Raw genomic sequence first — 14,003 nt, 5'->3', positions numbered from 1 at the left:
TCGATTTAAGGAATGGGTTTCGTTTTTATAGTGATTCTATCAGAATCCAAGCATCAGGATTTACTGTTTTTTGGATTTCCTGTTTTGCTTTTTCAGCTTCGGTAAAAGTGGCATAACTTCCGTAAAGAACTGGAAACAATCCGTATTTATTTTGTGGAATTCTTCTTGCTTTATAACCTTGATTAGAAAGCTTTTCAAATGTTCTTTGGGCATTTTTTTCTTCTCTAAACGCACCCGCCATAATATGGTAGGACATTTTCTCCTCTTTTACGGTAAGCGTTACGGCTGGAATTGGATTTTTAATAAAAAAAGTGGCTTCTTGAATTTTGTTCTGAACTTGTTTTTGAACGGCTGTTTCAACAAGAATCGTTTCTGATGCAATATGTTCTTGATAAATAGGATATCCAATACCCGCTGTCATACCTAATCCCAAGACGAAAATAGCGGCATATTTCAAATAGGCGCTCGTTCTTCTTCTTTCTGGATTGAAAACAATTACTTCATTTTCCTCAAGAGCTTCGATTTTTTGTTCAAAAATTTCTCTTTTCACCATTGGCGAAACAAAGGCGCCTAAACCAAAGGAATTGGTCAAATAATTGGTTTGGTCATAAGGAGTGAAAATCAAGTTTTTATCGGCGTTAAGCGAAAAATTCCCCACGTTTTTTATAGAGAATAATCCGTTTTCCTGAAGTGCTTTTTTCCAGTTAAAAACTTCATATTGAATCGCGCTAATAGCATATTCATAGGATGTTTTTTCTGCTTGGGCAATATGATTGGCCAATAATCCATCGTTATTTTTTAGATAAGCATTGAACGAAATCATTTTTTTTGGTGGAAAAAACGAATTGGAACTTTCAATTAATTGTGCCGACTGTATTTCAGTCAAAAAAGCCCCGAAACCCGGAACGGTTACACATTGGTAACGGTATAAAAGCTGCGCGATGTATGGTTCGATGTTCATAGACACAAAGTTATACATTGAAAATAGTTATCAAAATTTTATTCACAATTTTTATTAACAATCCGCATAAATTTTTATACATTTCAACCTCAAACGATTAGTATGACAGACCAAGATTTATTTCATTTATTGGCATTGCAACAAGTGGAGGGTGTTGGCGATATTATGGCCAAAAAACTGATAAACCATTGCGGCAGTGCTGAAGCGGTTTTCAATACTAAAACTTCCCAAATCGCTGCCATTGACGGTATTGGTTCCACGTTGCTACGAAATTTAAAAAGTAAATCTGTTTTCGAAAAGGCGGAACAGGAACTAAATTTTATAAAATCAAACGAAATCAACGTCGCTTATTTTCAGGATGAAAATTACCCGGATCGTTTGAAACATTGCATCGATGGACCGGTTTTGTTGTTTACTTCTGGCAATATCGATTTAAAAAATAAAAAAATCATCAGCATTGTGGGAACGCGACAAATCACTTCTTATGGAATGGAATTTTGCCGAAAATTGATAGAAGATTTAGCTCCTCTTGACCCTGTAATCGTGAGTGGTTTTGCATATGGCGTCGATATTTTTGCCCATCAATTGGCGATGGACAACAACCTGCAAACTATTGGCGTTGTGGCGCACGGTTTAAACCAAATTTACCCTAAACCCCACAAGAAATACGTTGCCAAAGTAGAGCAAAACGGCGGATTTATGACTGAATTTTGGAGTTCGTCCAATCCGGACAAAGAAAATTTTGTTCGTAGAAACCGTATTGTGGCGGGAATCTCCGAAGCTACGATTGTCATCGAGTCTGCCGAAAGAGGCGGTTCTTTGATTACCGCAAATATGGCCAATGATTACAACCGCGATGTTTTTGCCGTGCCGGGAAGAACAACCGATAAATACAGTCAAGGATGCAACAACTTGATTAAAACCCAAAAAGCAAACCTGCTTACCAGTGCTGCCGACTTGGTTTATATCCTGAATTGGGACATTGAAAGCAAGACAAAACCCGTGCAAAAGCAACTCTTTGTCACACTCGATGATGACGAACAAAAAGTGTATGATTACCTCCTTAAAAATGGAAAGGAATTGCTCGACATTATTGCTCTACGGTGTGATTTTCCCATTTACAAAATATCGGGAATGCTCCTGAATATGGAATTGAAAGGCGTGATTCGACCTTTGCCCGGGAAATTGTTTGAGGCGATATAAACGAATGAAAAAAACAGAAAATTGAGACGCTTCCAGCGTGACAAATCGAGACGCCTCCAGCGTGACAAAATAAGTTGAAAATAGTATGAGCAACCAAAACGCTCTACTCCGTTTGTCACGCTGGAAGCGTCTCTATTTGAGAGGGCTTAACAATTGACTTTAAGAGAATCATTATGATAGAATACACAGAAGGCATATACAATTTTTATGTTTACATCCTGACTAACAAAAATAAAACAGTACTATATACAGGTGTCACAAATAACCTAAAAAAACGTTTACAGGAGCATAAAGAAAAAATAAATCCAAAAAGTTTTACTGCACGATATAATGTTGAATTTTTGCTTTATTATGAACATTTTACTTGGATACAGCTTGCTATTGCTCGTGAGAAAGAAATTAAAGATTTGAAACGGGATAAAAAAGAAATATTAATTAACACAATTAATCCAGATTGGAATTTTTTAAACGATTCATTTTAATTGTTATAGTTTGAAAAAGACTCTCGAAAATTTTTGAAAGTCTTTTCGAATACATAATTGGTATTAAACTACCTCAAACCCCAATTTCTCCCTCACTCTTCCCAAAACGCCATTGGCAACAACAGCCGCTTTTTCGGCGCCAGTTTTTAATAAGGCGTCTACTTCGGCGAGGTTGTTGATGTAGTAATTGTATTTTTCCCTTTCGGTTTTGAATTTTTCTATGATTAATTCAAATAAGGCTTGTTTGGCGTGACCATAACCGTAATTTCCGCCTAGATAATTGGCAGTCATTGTTTGTATTTCGCTTTCATTCGCCAATAATTTATAAAGGGCAAAAGCATTGCAAGTCTCCGGATTTTTTGAGTCTTCAAGCGGAGTGCTATCCGTTTCAATTCCCATTATTTGCTTGCGTAAGGCTTTGTCGTCCAAGAAAATATTGATGAAATTATTGGCTGATTTGCTCATTTTTCCGCCATTAGTGCCGGGAACATACATCGTGTCTTTCTGGATTTTGGCTTCAGGAATCACGAACGTTTCTCCCATTTGGTGATTGAAACGGGAAGCCACATCACGAGTAATTTCAACGTGCTGCAACTGGTCTTTTCCCACGGGAACAAATTGGGCATCATACAATAAAATGTCGGCAGCCATAAGCATCGGATACGAAAATAATCCGGCATTTACGTCTTCTAATCTGTCGGCTTTGTCTTTGAAGGAATGGGCCAATGTCAATCTTTGGAAAGGAAAAAAACAACTCAAATACCAAGATAATTCCGCTGTTTGTGGCACATCGGACTGACGGTAAAAAACCACTTTATCCACATTCAAACCACAGGCAAGCCAAGCTGCAGCTGTGCTGTAGGTGTTTGCTCTTAATGTTTTGCCGTCTTTTATTTGGGTGATCGAATGCAAATCGGCGATGAAAAGAAACGATTCGTTTTCGGGATTATTCGATAATTCGATTGCGGGAATGATTGCGCCAAGTAAGTTTCCTAAATGCGGGGTTCCTGTACTTTGAACGCCGGTGAGTATTTTTGCCATTGTAAAAGATTGCTATTTTTGACAAAGTTAATTCTTTTACTAAAAGTTACACACTTTTCCTTACTTTTGACGCTATGAGAGGAATAAAAATTATTTTTTGGGTGGTTTGGCGCATTTGGTTTTATGTCTTAATGACCATTCCCATTATTATTATGTTTCCTTTTCTGGTGGCTTCCATTTTGACCGAAAGCGGTTATCCGTATTTTTTTAAGATGGCCAGAATTTGGTCAAAATTCATTCTTTTTGGGATGGGATTTTATTATAAAATTGATAAAGATCAAACACTCGAATCCGACAAAAGCTATATGTTTGTTGCCAATCACACTTCGATGGTCGACATTATGTTGATGCTTGTCACGATACGAAAACCATTCGTTTTTGTGGGAAAACAAGAGTTGTCAAAAATCCCCTTGTTTGGATTTTTCTATAAACGAACCTGCATTTTGGTCGACAGAAATAGTTCCAGAAGTAAACACGGCGTTTTCGAAAGGGCCCAAAAAAGAATAAATCAAGGACTTAGCATTTGTATTTTTCCCGAGGGCGGCGTTCCCGATGACGAATCAATACTTTTGGACACCTTTAAAGACGGCGCTTTCCGACTGGCAATTAATCATCAATTACCGATTGTTCCCATTACTTTTGCGGATAATAAAAAACGTTTTTCCTATACGATTTTTAGCGGAAGTCCTGGAGTTTTGAGGGTACGAATTCTTCCTTTTGTTGAAACTAAAGGAAAAACAATGGCCGACAAGAATAGTCTTAAAGACCAGTCCTGGAAAACAATTCATAAACAATTAGAAGAGTTTCAGAAGAAAAAGTAGTTTTTAGTCCTAAATAATTAGTTCTATTTGTCACGCTGGAAGCGTCTCAACATACTAGAGCAACATAATTAAGACGCTTCCAGCGTGACAAATAGAGTAGAATATGTCTGTCGCAAAAAAAAAGAGTCCCGCATTGCGGGACTCTTTTCTAATTTTAAGCATTTTTTTCTTTTATCAAAGCCTTGATTTTGGCTTCTAATTCATCCGCTAATTCAGGATTGTCTTTTATCAAAGATTTTACCGCATCACGGCCTTGTCCTAATTTGGTTTCGCCATAACTGAACCAAGAACCCGCTTTTTTGATGATTTCAAATTCAACGGCTAAATCCAAGATTTCGCCTGTTTTTGAAATCCCTTCTCCGTACATAATATCAAATTCGGCCACTTTAAATGGTGGAGCCACTTTGTTTTTCACGACTTTAACTTTGGTTCTGTTTCCAAGTACGTTATCGCCATCTTTTATTTGCGTGGAACGACGAATATCCAAACGAACCGAAGCATAAAACTTCAACGCATTTCCACCCGTAGTCGTTTCTGGATTTCCGAACATTACGCCAATTTTCTCTCTCAACTGGTTGATGAAGAAAACCGTACAATTGGTTTTACTGATGGTTCCAGTCAGTTTTCTCAAGGCTTGAGACATCAAACGAGCGTGTAAACCCATTTTAGAATCACCCATTTCGCCTTCGATTTCACTTTTTGGAGTCAAAGCCGCAACCGAGTCAATCACGACAATATCAATCGCTCCAGAACGAATTAAATTCTCGGCAATTTCTAATGCTTGTTCCCCGTTGTCAGGTTGCGATATGATTAAATTTTCGATGTCAACACCCAATTTTTCGGCATAATTTCTGTCGAAAGCGTGTTCTGCATCAATAAAAGCAGCGATTCCTCCGGCTTTTTGGGCTTCGGCAATGGCGTGCAAAGTCAAGGTTGTTTTTCCCGAAGATTCCGGGCCGTATATTTCGATAACTCTTCCTCTTGGATAACCGCCAACTCCCAAGGCCAAATCGAGACCCAAAGATCCGGATGAAATAGTTTCCACTTCTTCGACGGCTTTGTCTCCCATTTTCATAACCGTACCTTTTCCGTAGGTTTTATCCAGTTTGTCAAGCGTAAGTTGTAGCGCTTTTAATTTGGCTTCTTTTTCTGAACTCGTCTTTTCCTTCATCTTTTCTTTCATATGTTTTTGTGCTTTTCGTTTGTAAAAATACTTCTTTTTTTGGAAGTTGCAATAGGAATGTTTTGGGTTAATAAGGCTCTTAAAAAAATCTCTTTTTAGAGGTATTTATTTATGGAACAACATCATATTTTGTGTTCTCAGTATTCCCAAATATTATGTTTTCAATCGTTTTTCCAATTTCACTTGTTTTAGTCAGCTTTGAGTTTATCTCTATTCTAATTACGGGAGCTTTTTTTTCGTTACTATATTGTGGCTTATTTCCATAAGTTGTCATTTTAAACATAAAGCCGCTTGAATTGGCAAATTGCTTAAGTTTTTGAATAAAAGGAATTTGTTCTTGAGCCATAGCTTCAAATTCAATTTGAAAGTTGTTTCCGTCCTTTACAAAGTAAATACAATCAACTCCGTTGGATGTTATTCCAATAAAATCAAATTCAGTTTTTCCATCTTTGAGTTTTTGTAATTCTTCGGACAATTGATTAATCGTAATTTGCTTTGCAAATTGCATTAAAGAGCTGTTTGAATTTTTATTTTCTTGATTATCTTTTTTGCAACCAACTAAACCCAGTATTATACTTAAAACACCCATTATTATTATCTTATTTTTCATTTCTAAGTTTTGTTTTTACTAATTGCAACTATCTTTTAAATTGATTTAACAAAATCAAGTTCTTACACAAACAACGCCTTCAATTCCGTAGCTTCGTGAGGATTCAATTTTCCAGCCAAGACTAGACTCAATTGTTTTCTTCTCAAAGCCGCATCAAAACGCTGAATTTCGAGTTCCGTTTCGGGAATTATGTGCGGCACTTCAACAGGTCTTCCGCTGTCATCTACCGCCACAAAAGTGTAAATGGCTTCGTTGGCCTTGGTTCTGTTTCCTGACTGTCGATCTTCGACCCAAACGTCGATGTAAATTTCCATTGAAGTCTTGAACGCTCTCGACACTTTTGCTTCAATAATAACGACGCTTCCCAGAGGAATGGCTTTGTTGAAAGCCACGTGATTTACGGAGGCCGTAACGGAAATTCTGCGGGAATGTCTTCCGGCGGCAATGCTGGCGGCACGATCCATTCGAGCCAACAATTCGCCACCAAAAAGATTGTTCAAGGGATTGGTTTCGCTTGGCAAAACCAAATCAGTTAATACGGTCAAAGATTCAGAAGGATGTTTTGAAGTCATTTTTATTTAATTTTTTTGTATTCAAAAAACACTATTTTTTTTTCAATTTTAAACCATTAAGATATTAAGTTGATTAAGATTTATAATATTCCCTTAATGAAACTTAATATCTTAATGGTTTAAAAAACAGAATGTTTGTAACAGTTTTACTTGAGTCATATTTTCTAATTTAACCAATAAACCGCCATAACCGCCGGAATAAAATAAATGACAATTGTTCTGGCTCCATCATAATCTTTGGCCAATCGTTGTCCAAAAAGCAACATTAATAAAGTGATGCAAGAAAAAACCGCACCATATAATCCGAATGTTCTTCCATTATTTACAAACAATTCGACGCATCCAACGACACACAAAACCCCCGAAATTAATTCTAAAACCAGAATATTCAGCAGGGCTAAATGGACAAGGTTTTTCAATTGGGTTTTGGCAAAATGCTCTTTTAACCAATCGAGATTGTCTTTCCAATAAAACAGTTTGTCATAGCCGGATTGTATAAAAGTGACGGCCAAAAAAACCAAAAGTAAAATAGAGGCGGCATTATTCATAAGCTTATTTTTTGTGGATTAAACGGGTCAGTTTTATAGATAAATCGGTTAAAATAATTTTCGCATTTCCGTTGCGTTCGATATGATAAATGGCGTCGGACAATTCCTGTAATATTTCGTTGATGTTGTTGCCGTTGACAAAAGGCGCAAATTTTGCTATTGTAAAATTTTCGACCGTAGGTTCCAAATAAACCAAACTCGGAGTTTCGTAATTATATAGCAACGCCTGACGGAAAATATCGATGCAAAACTGCAGGAATTTCTTTTGGGTTTCTCTTCCCAAAACTGCAATTTGTTCGCTCCAAAGAATCAGGTCGGCAATCACGGCAGGATTTCCTTTGGCTTTAAAAGCCGCACGAACCCAAACCACGAACCATTGTTCGAAGGGGAATTCGTCGTTGTCATCCTTGAGTAAATACAAGGCTTTATTGTAATTTCCTTGTGCCTGATGGGCGATTTTTGCGGCCAGTTTTGATTCTATATTTTCACGCGAAACCAAAGCTTCGGCAATGACGTGTTCGCTCAATCCGTTGAAATGCAAGACTTGGCAACGGGAACGAATGGTTTGAATAATGTCTTCTTCGTTTTCCGAAATCAGGATGAAAACTGTTTTTTCCGGCGGTTCTTCCAATAATTTTAGCAATTTATTGGAAGCAGAAATATTCATTTTATCGGCCATCCAAACAATCATAATTTTATAACCGCCTTCGTATGATTTTAAGGATAATGACTTTAAAACTTCTTGGGCATCATCGACCCGAATTTCGCCCTGTTTGTTCTGGACGCCCAAAATGGAATACCAATCGAACAAACCACCGTAAGGATTTTGTGCAATAAACAATCTCCAATCGGTAATGAAGTCGAGGCTTTTTGGATTTTTTTTCACGTCTTCGGTGCTTACCGTTGGATAAACAAAATGCAAATCAGGATGCGAAATTTTTTGGAATTTAAGATTACAGGCTTCGTTGGAACCTGAATTTTCGCCGTTTTGATTGCCGCATAAAATGTATTGCGCATAGGCAATCGCCATTGGCAAAGTACCGCTTCCTTCCGGTCCCACAAATAATTGTGCGTGAGGAATTCTGCCCAAATCGGCACTTCGTGTCAAATGATTCTTGATGTAATCCTGCCCTAAAATTTCTGAAAACTGCATAAGGCAAATATAGAAGAAAATGGACGATTCTCTAAATTTCGGTCGTAAAGTTTCATAAAAAGAGGATTCCAATTTTTTTGAAATTATTGCCGTCATTTTGATAAATGAATCGTCTTCCCACTTAATAAATAAGCTTAAAATATAAATTATTTATTAAATTATATCGATTTCGTTGCTAAAAAGTACCTTGTTTTGCCATTTTTGGATTTATCCGTAGCCTAAAAGTTCTATCTTTGCTATTCTTCTAAAAAAACTAAATATAAGGATCTTATGAAAACTGTAAACGATTTCGATTTCAAAAACAAAAAAGCCATAATTCGCGTTGATTTTAACGTGCCTTTAGACGAAAATTTTAATGTTACGGATGCCACTCGTATCGAAGCGGCAAAACCTACAATCGATAAAATTCTTGCCGATGGCGGAAGCGTAATTTTAATGTCGCATTTGGGCAGACCAAAAGGGGTTGAAGCAAAATATTCATTGAAACACATTTTAAAAACAGCATCGGAAATTCTTGGGGTACCAGTGCAGTTTGCTTCAAATTGTATTGGAGACGAGGCCAAAAAGGCTTCCCAAAACCTACAACCGGGACAAGTTTTATTGTTGGAAAATTTACGTTTTCACGCTGAAGAGGAAGCAGGAGACGTTGCTTTTGCAAAAGAGTTGGCTTCACTTGGCGATATTTATGTGAATGACGCTTTTGGTACCGCACACAGAGCACACGCTTCGACAACCATAATTGCACAATTTTTCCCGAATGAAAAATGTTTTGGATTATTATTGGCAAAAGAAATCGAAAGTTTGAACAAGGTTTTGAAAGATTCTAAAAAACCAGTTACTGCAGTTCTTGGAGGATCAAAAGTATCTTCTAAAATTACGGTTATCGAAAATATTCTGGACAAAGTGGATCATATGATTATTGGTGGCGGAATGACTTTTACTTTCGTGAAGGCTTTGGGAGGGAAAATAGGCGAATCTATTTGTGAAGATGACAAACAAGAATTAGCACTAGAAATATTAAGATTGGCCAAAGAAAAAGGAGTTCAAATTCATATTCCGGTTGATGTTGTTGCTGCTGATGATTTTTCGAATACGGCCAATACTAAAATTGTCGATGTAAGGGAAATTCCTGATGGATGGCAAGGATTGGATGCCGGACCAAAATCATTGGAAAACTTCAAAAAAGTGATTTTAGAATCAAAAACGATACTTTGGAACGGTCCTTTAGGCGTTTTCGAAATGGAAAAATTCGCAAATGGAACGATACAATTAGGTAACTTTATTGCCGAGGCAACTGCAAACGGAGCATTCTCGCTTGTTGGCGGAGGCGATTCAGTAGCAGCGGTAAAACAATTCGGTTTTGAAGATAAAGTGAGTTATGTTTCTACAGGCGGAGGCGCAATGCTCGAAATGCTTGAAGGCAGAATATTACCTGGTATTGCAGCCATTTTGGAATAAAAACGGTATTTTTAACAATATTTACTGAGAGTTTTAGTTGTAAGTTATTATGTTTGCAAAAAAACGGTTGTATAATCGTTTGGAATATAGCCTATTGATTAAAAATTATGATTATAAAAAAAGCCGCCTTATCATTTTTTCTGTTGTTGTCAATTCAGTTGTTTTCGCAGGAAATTGCAAAAGTTGAAACCAAATTATCTTATTTAGATTCTATTAAAAAAACTTTCGTAAAGGACGATATGGCTTCTTGCGTTGACAGTTTGTGGGCAAAGCAATTGACAGATTTAGATTTGTACAACAACTTAAACGAAGATATAAAAACGATTAATATCGACGAAAAAGTGGATTATGAATTGCCGACAGATTTGCTGAAAGCAAGACTGAAAGCAATGGATGAAAAATCGCCATTCAACATTGAATACAATGAAGGTCTGGAAAACATCATCAAGTCATTTCTAAAAAACAGAAAAAAATCTTTTTCAAGGCTGTTGGCTCTTTCTGACTTTTATTTTCCAATATTTGAAGAGGCTTTGGCCAAAGAAAATGTGCCGCTGGAGATAAAATATCTAGCTGTTATAGAATCAGCATTGAATCCAAAAGCAGTTTCGAGAGTGGGCGCAACGGGACTTTGGCAGTTTATGTATCAAACCGGAAAGCAATACAATCTAAATATTGATTCCTATGTTGATGAACGCAGCGACCCGTTAAAATCAAGTGAAGCCGCGGCAACTTATATGACAAAAATGTATGCCATTTTTGGAGATTGGGATTTGGTATTGGCATCCTATAACTCTGGTCCCGGCAATGTTGCCAAAGCGATTCGTCGCTCTGGCGGACAGCAAAATTATTGGAATATCAGAAAAAATCTTCCAAAAGAAACCCAAGCTTACGTTCCGGCATTTTTGGCTACCATGTACATTTTCGAATACCATAATGAACACGGAATACGGCCTGACAAGTCGATTATAAAGCATTTTTCGACCGACACAATAATGATTAAAAAGCAAATGTCGTTCAAACAAATCTCTGATTTGCTCGATGTTTCCGTGGAACAATTGCAATTGCTCAATCCTTCCTATAAGCTGAATGTGGTTCCGTTTTATGAAAATCAAAATCATTTTTTGAGATTGCCAAAAGAAAAAATTGCCGTTTTTACTTCAAATGAAAACCGAATTTATGCCTACGTTCAACACGAAATGGATCTTCGGGAAAAACCATTTCAGCTTACTAATGCAATTGCTCTGAACGACATAGTTAATTATACCACACAAAGTATTACACTTCCCAAAACAAAATATTACAAGGTAAAACGCGGAGACAATCTGGGTGAAATCGCCGATAAATATAGTGTCACTATTGCTGATTTGAAAAAATGGAACGGATTAAAAAAGAATACTGTTTCTTATGGGAAAAGCTTAAAAATCATCACGAACGAAAGTATTGTTAGAACCGTAAGGAAAGAACCTAAGACTAATAAAATTCCTTTGGAAATTGTTACAAATAACCAAAAAATTGCCGCTTCAGATGTCAAAAACAATACTATAACTAAAGCGGATACGGTATCACAGGGTAAATCTTCTTATTATGTAGTTCAAAAAGGAGATAATTTGGGTAATATCGCCAAAAACCATAATGTTACCGTTGAAGAAATTAAATTATGGAATCATCTTTCGAACGTAAATATCCAGCTTGGTGCATCATTACAAATTGCCAATAAAGAGGCTGATATTAAGCAAGAAACTGCTCCGACTCCTAAGTTAGAAAATATTGAATACGTAGTTTTAAAAGGGGATAATTTAGGAAAGATAGCCAAAAAATTCGGAACATCCTTGGACGATTTGAAACAATGGAACAATTTGCAAGACCATAATGTCGCCTTGGGAAGCACCTTAATTGTTGCCAAAAATGAAGTGGCAATTATGAATAGAGCCTCTGCCAATACTTTCAAGAAAAAAGAAAATTTGGCGTCCGTGTCTAAAAATACTTCTACTGATTATTATGTAAAAAAAGGGGATTCCTTATATAGTATTGCCAAAAAATATCCAGGCGTGACCATTTCGGATATAAAAAAATGGAATGATATTCGTGGGGGAGAACTTAAACCCGGAATGAAGCTAAAAATTAACGGATAAATCAATTTGGATAGATTTTATCTTAGCTAATTTTCCTTTCATTTTAGGCTCTATAAAAAAGAGTATTGTTCTTAATTTAAATAAAAGATTACAATGTTTAAAAAAATAACTTTTGCTTTTGCTTTTCTTTTATTCTTAAATTCATGTGCTGTTAAACAAAAAAGATTGTCAATGAATGATTGGTATGCTTTTACTAAAAACAGTACTGAAAGATTAGCCCCTTCAAAAGTATATGAATTTACTGATGGCACGGTAAGAATGTATGGAGATAACATAGGGTATCTAATGACAAAAAGTGTCTATAAAAATTTTGAGCTAAGTTTAGAGTTCAGGTGGAATGTAGAAGAAAAGTTTTATAGAGGGGATGGAAAAAAAAATAGTGGCGTGATGTATAATGTGCCTTCAAATTCACCCGATCACATTTGGCCTAAAGGAATACAATTTCAAATAAAAGAGGATAGTACCGGTGATTTTATTTTTTTGGATAATGTAACAGCAACAGTAAATGGAAAGCTGGTTGAGGCTGGCGCAAGTGTGGTTTCTCCCAAATTTAGTGGCAATGAGAATCCTTTTGGACAATGGAATAAAATCCTCATCAGATCATTCAATGGAAAATGTACTCAATATTTGAACGGAAAGTTAGTAAATGAATGTGTTGAAGTAACTTCTAAAGAGGGAAAGATTTCTTTAAATTATGAAGGTTCACCAATTGATTTTAGGAATATTCAACTAATTTACCTCCATAAAGAGTAAAATTAATTCCCATTAAACATTCTTTTTTTCTGTAAAAGTTGGTGTTTTTCTCTCTTCATTTGGTAATTAACATTTTTATAGAATACCGGATCTATGAATAAAAATCTTTTTTTATTTCTTCTAATTCCCTTCTTGTTTTTTTCCTGTAAAAAACAAGGTGAAGATATAGATATGCCAAGAAAAGCTACTGGCAAAATCAATACCATTTCGGTTATTATTGACGACCAGTTATGGAATGGCGAGATTGGCGACAGCATTCGAAACAAATTTGCATCGCCAGTGATTGGATTACCACAAGAGGAACCTCTTTTTACCATAAATCAATATCCCATCAAACTTATGGAGGGATTTATGACTGATAGCAGAACGATTATAATTGTAAAAAAAGAAGAAAAAAATAAATTTGAAATAAAGAAAAATCAATACGCATTACCTCAAAATGTGTTTCATATTTCTGGTAAAACAAATGATGATATTTTGGAAAACATTGAAAAAAATGCGCCAAAAATAATTCAAATCATAAAGGAAACCGAAATCACCGAAAACCAAAGGATAATTGATCAGGCATTACTTAACACGAAAATAATCACCAATAAATTCCATATTTCTTTAAAAGTGCTTTCGGGTTATTCGTACGTTATTCAAAAGAGTAATTTTATTTGGCTGAAAAAAGAAATCATCAGCGGCAATAACAGTTTGTTAATTTACCAAGTTCCAATAAGTTCCATAAAAAAAGATTCAAATCTGATTTCCAATATTATCAAAATGCGTGATTCCATTGGGAATTTATATATTCACGGAACTGAACCTGATTCCCGAATGATTACTGAAGAAGGATATGCGCCCTATTTTTCCAAAATAAAATTAGACGGAAAGGAAACGTATGAAACCAAAGGAACCTGGGAATTAAAAAACAATTTTATGGCAGGGCCTTTCATTAATTACGCTATTGTGGACAAGGAACATGACAGAATTCTGGTTTTGGAGGGATTTTGCTATTCACCGTCGAGAAAAAAACGAGATCTTATGCACGAATTAGAGTCTATTATCAAATCTATTATTATCTTAAAATAAAATAAAACAATA

14 protein-coding genes are annotated in these 14,003 nt (G+C 36.0%); 7 read left to right on the top strand and 7 right to left on the bottom strand.

All coding sequences use genetic code 11. The annotated features are described in order from the left end of the window. Positions 1–25 precede the first annotated feature (25 nt). Entirely contained in the window at positions 26–961 is a 936-nt protein-coding gene (locus B2145_RS14310; RefSeq protein WP_291103600.1) for an SPOR domain-containing protein, read from the bottom strand. A 102-nt stretch (positions 962–1,063) separates the two neighbouring features. On the opposite strand from B2145_RS14310, the gene dprA reads away from it, so the two are divergent. Both dprA and B2145_RS14300 read left to right on the top strand, forming a co-directional pair. Further along, a complete protein-coding gene (dprA, locus tag B2145_RS14305; RefSeq protein ID WP_291103599.1) occupies positions 1,064–2,164 on the top strand; it encodes a DNA-processing protein DprA in 1,101 nt (366 codons plus the stop codon). Between the two features lie 173 nt (positions 2,165–2,337). Next, positions 2,338–2,646, top strand: coding sequence for a GIY-YIG nuclease family protein (locus B2145_RS14300; RefSeq protein WP_291103598.1), 309 nt, complete (start codon positions 2,338–2,340; stop codon positions 2,644–2,646). Positions 2,647–2,709: 63 nt separating this feature from the next. Here B2145_RS14300 and trpS read toward each other — a convergent pair whose 3' ends face one another. Next, positions 2,710–3,687: a tryptophan--tRNA ligase gene (trpS, locus tag B2145_RS14295; RefSeq protein ID WP_291103596.1), complete on the bottom strand. Its 978-nt coding sequence runs from the start codon at positions 3,685–3,687 to the stop codon at positions 2,710–2,712. Positions 3,688–3,761: 74 nt separating this feature from the next. Between trpS and B2145_RS14290 the strand changes: the two genes are divergently transcribed. After that, positions 3,762–4,508 (top strand): lysophospholipid acyltransferase family protein, encoded by a 747-nt coding sequence (locus B2145_RS14290; protein ID WP_291103594.1) that lies wholly within the window; start codon positions 3,762–3,764, stop codon positions 4,506–4,508. A gap of 154 nt (positions 4,509–4,662) precedes the next feature. On the opposite strand, the gene recA is transcribed toward B2145_RS14290, so the two are convergent. From recA to B2145_RS14265, 5 genes are all read right to left on the bottom strand, one after another. Next, complete coding sequence (gene recA, locus B2145_RS14285) at positions 4,663–5,691, bottom strand: recombinase RecA (protein WP_291103591.1); 1,029 nt, start codon at positions 5,689–5,691, stop codon at positions 4,663–4,665. A 109-nt stretch (positions 5,692–5,800) separates the two neighbouring features. Continuing rightward, the gene (locus tag B2145_RS14280) at positions 5,801–6,301 is read right to left on the bottom strand and encodes a hypothetical protein (RefSeq protein WP_291103588.1); all 501 of its coding nucleotides are present in this window, start codon (positions 6,299–6,301) and stop codon (positions 5,801–5,803) included. 62 nt (positions 6,302–6,363) lie between these two features. Next, positions 6,364–6,873 (bottom strand): acyl-CoA thioesterase, encoded by a 510-nt coding sequence (locus B2145_RS14275; protein WP_291103585.1) that lies wholly within the window; start codon positions 6,871–6,873, stop codon positions 6,364–6,366. A 164-nt stretch (positions 6,874–7,037) separates the two neighbouring features. After that, complete coding sequence (locus B2145_RS14270; RefSeq protein WP_291103582.1) at positions 7,038–7,421, bottom strand: DoxX family membrane protein; 384 nt, start codon at positions 7,419–7,421, stop codon at positions 7,038–7,040. Between the two features lie 4 nt (positions 7,422–7,425). Beyond that, positions 7,426–8,574 (bottom strand): ATP-binding protein, encoded by a 1,149-nt coding sequence (locus tag B2145_RS14265; protein WP_291103682.1) that lies wholly within the window; start codon positions 8,572–8,574, stop codon positions 7,426–7,428. A gap of 270 nt (positions 8,575–8,844) precedes the next feature. Here B2145_RS14265 and B2145_RS14260 point away from each other — a divergent pair, with 270 nt between their 5' ends. From B2145_RS14260 to B2145_RS14245, 4 genes are all read left to right on the top strand, one after another. Next, positions 8,845–10,032: a phosphoglycerate kinase gene (locus B2145_RS14260; protein WP_291103579.1), complete on the top strand. Its 1,188-nt coding sequence runs from the start codon at positions 8,845–8,847 to the stop codon at positions 10,030–10,032. A 107-nt stretch (positions 10,033–10,139) separates the two neighbouring features. Continuing rightward, entirely contained in the window at positions 10,140–12,164 is a 2,025-nt protein-coding gene (locus B2145_RS14255) for a LysM peptidoglycan-binding domain-containing protein (RefSeq protein WP_291103576.1), read from the top strand. Positions 12,165–12,335: 171 nt separating this feature from the next. After that, positions 12,336–12,917: a 3-keto-disaccharide hydrolase gene (locus tag B2145_RS14250; protein WP_291103574.1), complete on the top strand. Its 582-nt coding sequence runs from the start codon at positions 12,336–12,338 to the stop codon at positions 12,915–12,917. A gap of 93 nt (positions 12,918–13,010) precedes the next feature. Then, positions 13,011–13,991 (top strand): DUF4837 family protein, encoded by a 981-nt coding sequence (locus B2145_RS14245; RefSeq protein WP_291103571.1) that lies wholly within the window; start codon positions 13,011–13,013, stop codon positions 13,989–13,991. Positions 13,992–14,003 lie beyond the last annotated feature (12 nt).

This window comes from Flavobacterium sp. UBA5153, from assembly GCA_002413745.1.
Taxonomy (GTDB): domain Bacteria; phylum Bacteroidota; class Bacteroidia; order Flavobacteriales; family Flavobacteriaceae; genus Flavobacterium.
Note: the sequence above shows the minus strand (reverse complement) of the source record. Positions and strands in the feature narration are given on the sequence as shown.

Bases quoted from the DNA above. Each gene is read 5' to 3' on its own strand.
- B2145_RS14255 (WP_291103576.1), top strand. From the start codon at position 10,140: ATGATTATAAAAAAAGCCGCCTTATCATTTTTTCTGTTGTTGTCAATT.
- dprA (WP_291103599.1), top strand. From the start codon at position 1,064: ATGACAGACCAAGATTTATTTCATTTATTGGCATTGCAACAAGTGGAG.
- B2145_RS14270 (WP_291103582.1), bottom strand. From the start codon at position 7,421: ATGAATAATGCCGCCTCTATTTTACTTTTGGTTTTTTTGGCCGTCACT.
- recA (WP_291103591.1), bottom strand. From the start codon at position 5,691: ATGAAAGAAAAGATGAAGGAAAAGACGAGTTCAGAAAAAGAAGCCAAA.
- B2145_RS14260 (WP_291103579.1), top strand. From the start codon at position 8,845: ATGAAAACTGTAAACGATTTCGATTTCAAAAACAAAAAAGCCATAATT.
- B2145_RS14290 (WP_291103594.1), top strand. From the start codon at position 3,762: ATGAGAGGAATAAAAATTATTTTTTGGGTGGTTTGGCGCATTTGGTTT.
- trpS (WP_291103596.1), bottom strand. From the start codon at position 3,687: ATGGCAAAAATACTCACCGGCGTTCAAAGTACAGGAACCCCGCATTTA.
- B2145_RS14280 (WP_291103588.1), bottom strand. From the start codon at position 6,301: ATGAAAAATAAGATAATAATAATGGGTGTTTTAAGTATAATACTGGGT.
- B2145_RS14245 (WP_291103571.1), top strand. From the start codon at position 13,011: ATGAATAAAAATCTTTTTTTATTTCTTCTAATTCCCTTCTTGTTTTTT.
- B2145_RS14300 (WP_291103598.1), top strand. From the start codon at position 2,338: ATGATAGAATACACAGAAGGCATATACAATTTTTATGTTTACATCCTG.
- B2145_RS14310 (WP_291103600.1), bottom strand. From the start codon at position 961: ATGAACATCGAACCATACATCGCGCAGCTTTTATACCGTTACCAATGT.
- B2145_RS14275 (WP_291103585.1), bottom strand. From the start codon at position 6,873: ATGACTTCAAAACATCCTTCTGAATCTTTGACCGTATTAACTGATTTG.
- B2145_RS14265 (WP_291103682.1), bottom strand. From the start codon at position 8,574: ATGCAGTTTTCAGAAATTTTAGGGCAGGATTACATCAAGAATCATTTG.
- B2145_RS14250 (WP_291103574.1), top strand. From the start codon at position 12,336: ATGAATGATTGGTATGCTTTTACTAAAAACAGTACTGAAAGATTAGCC.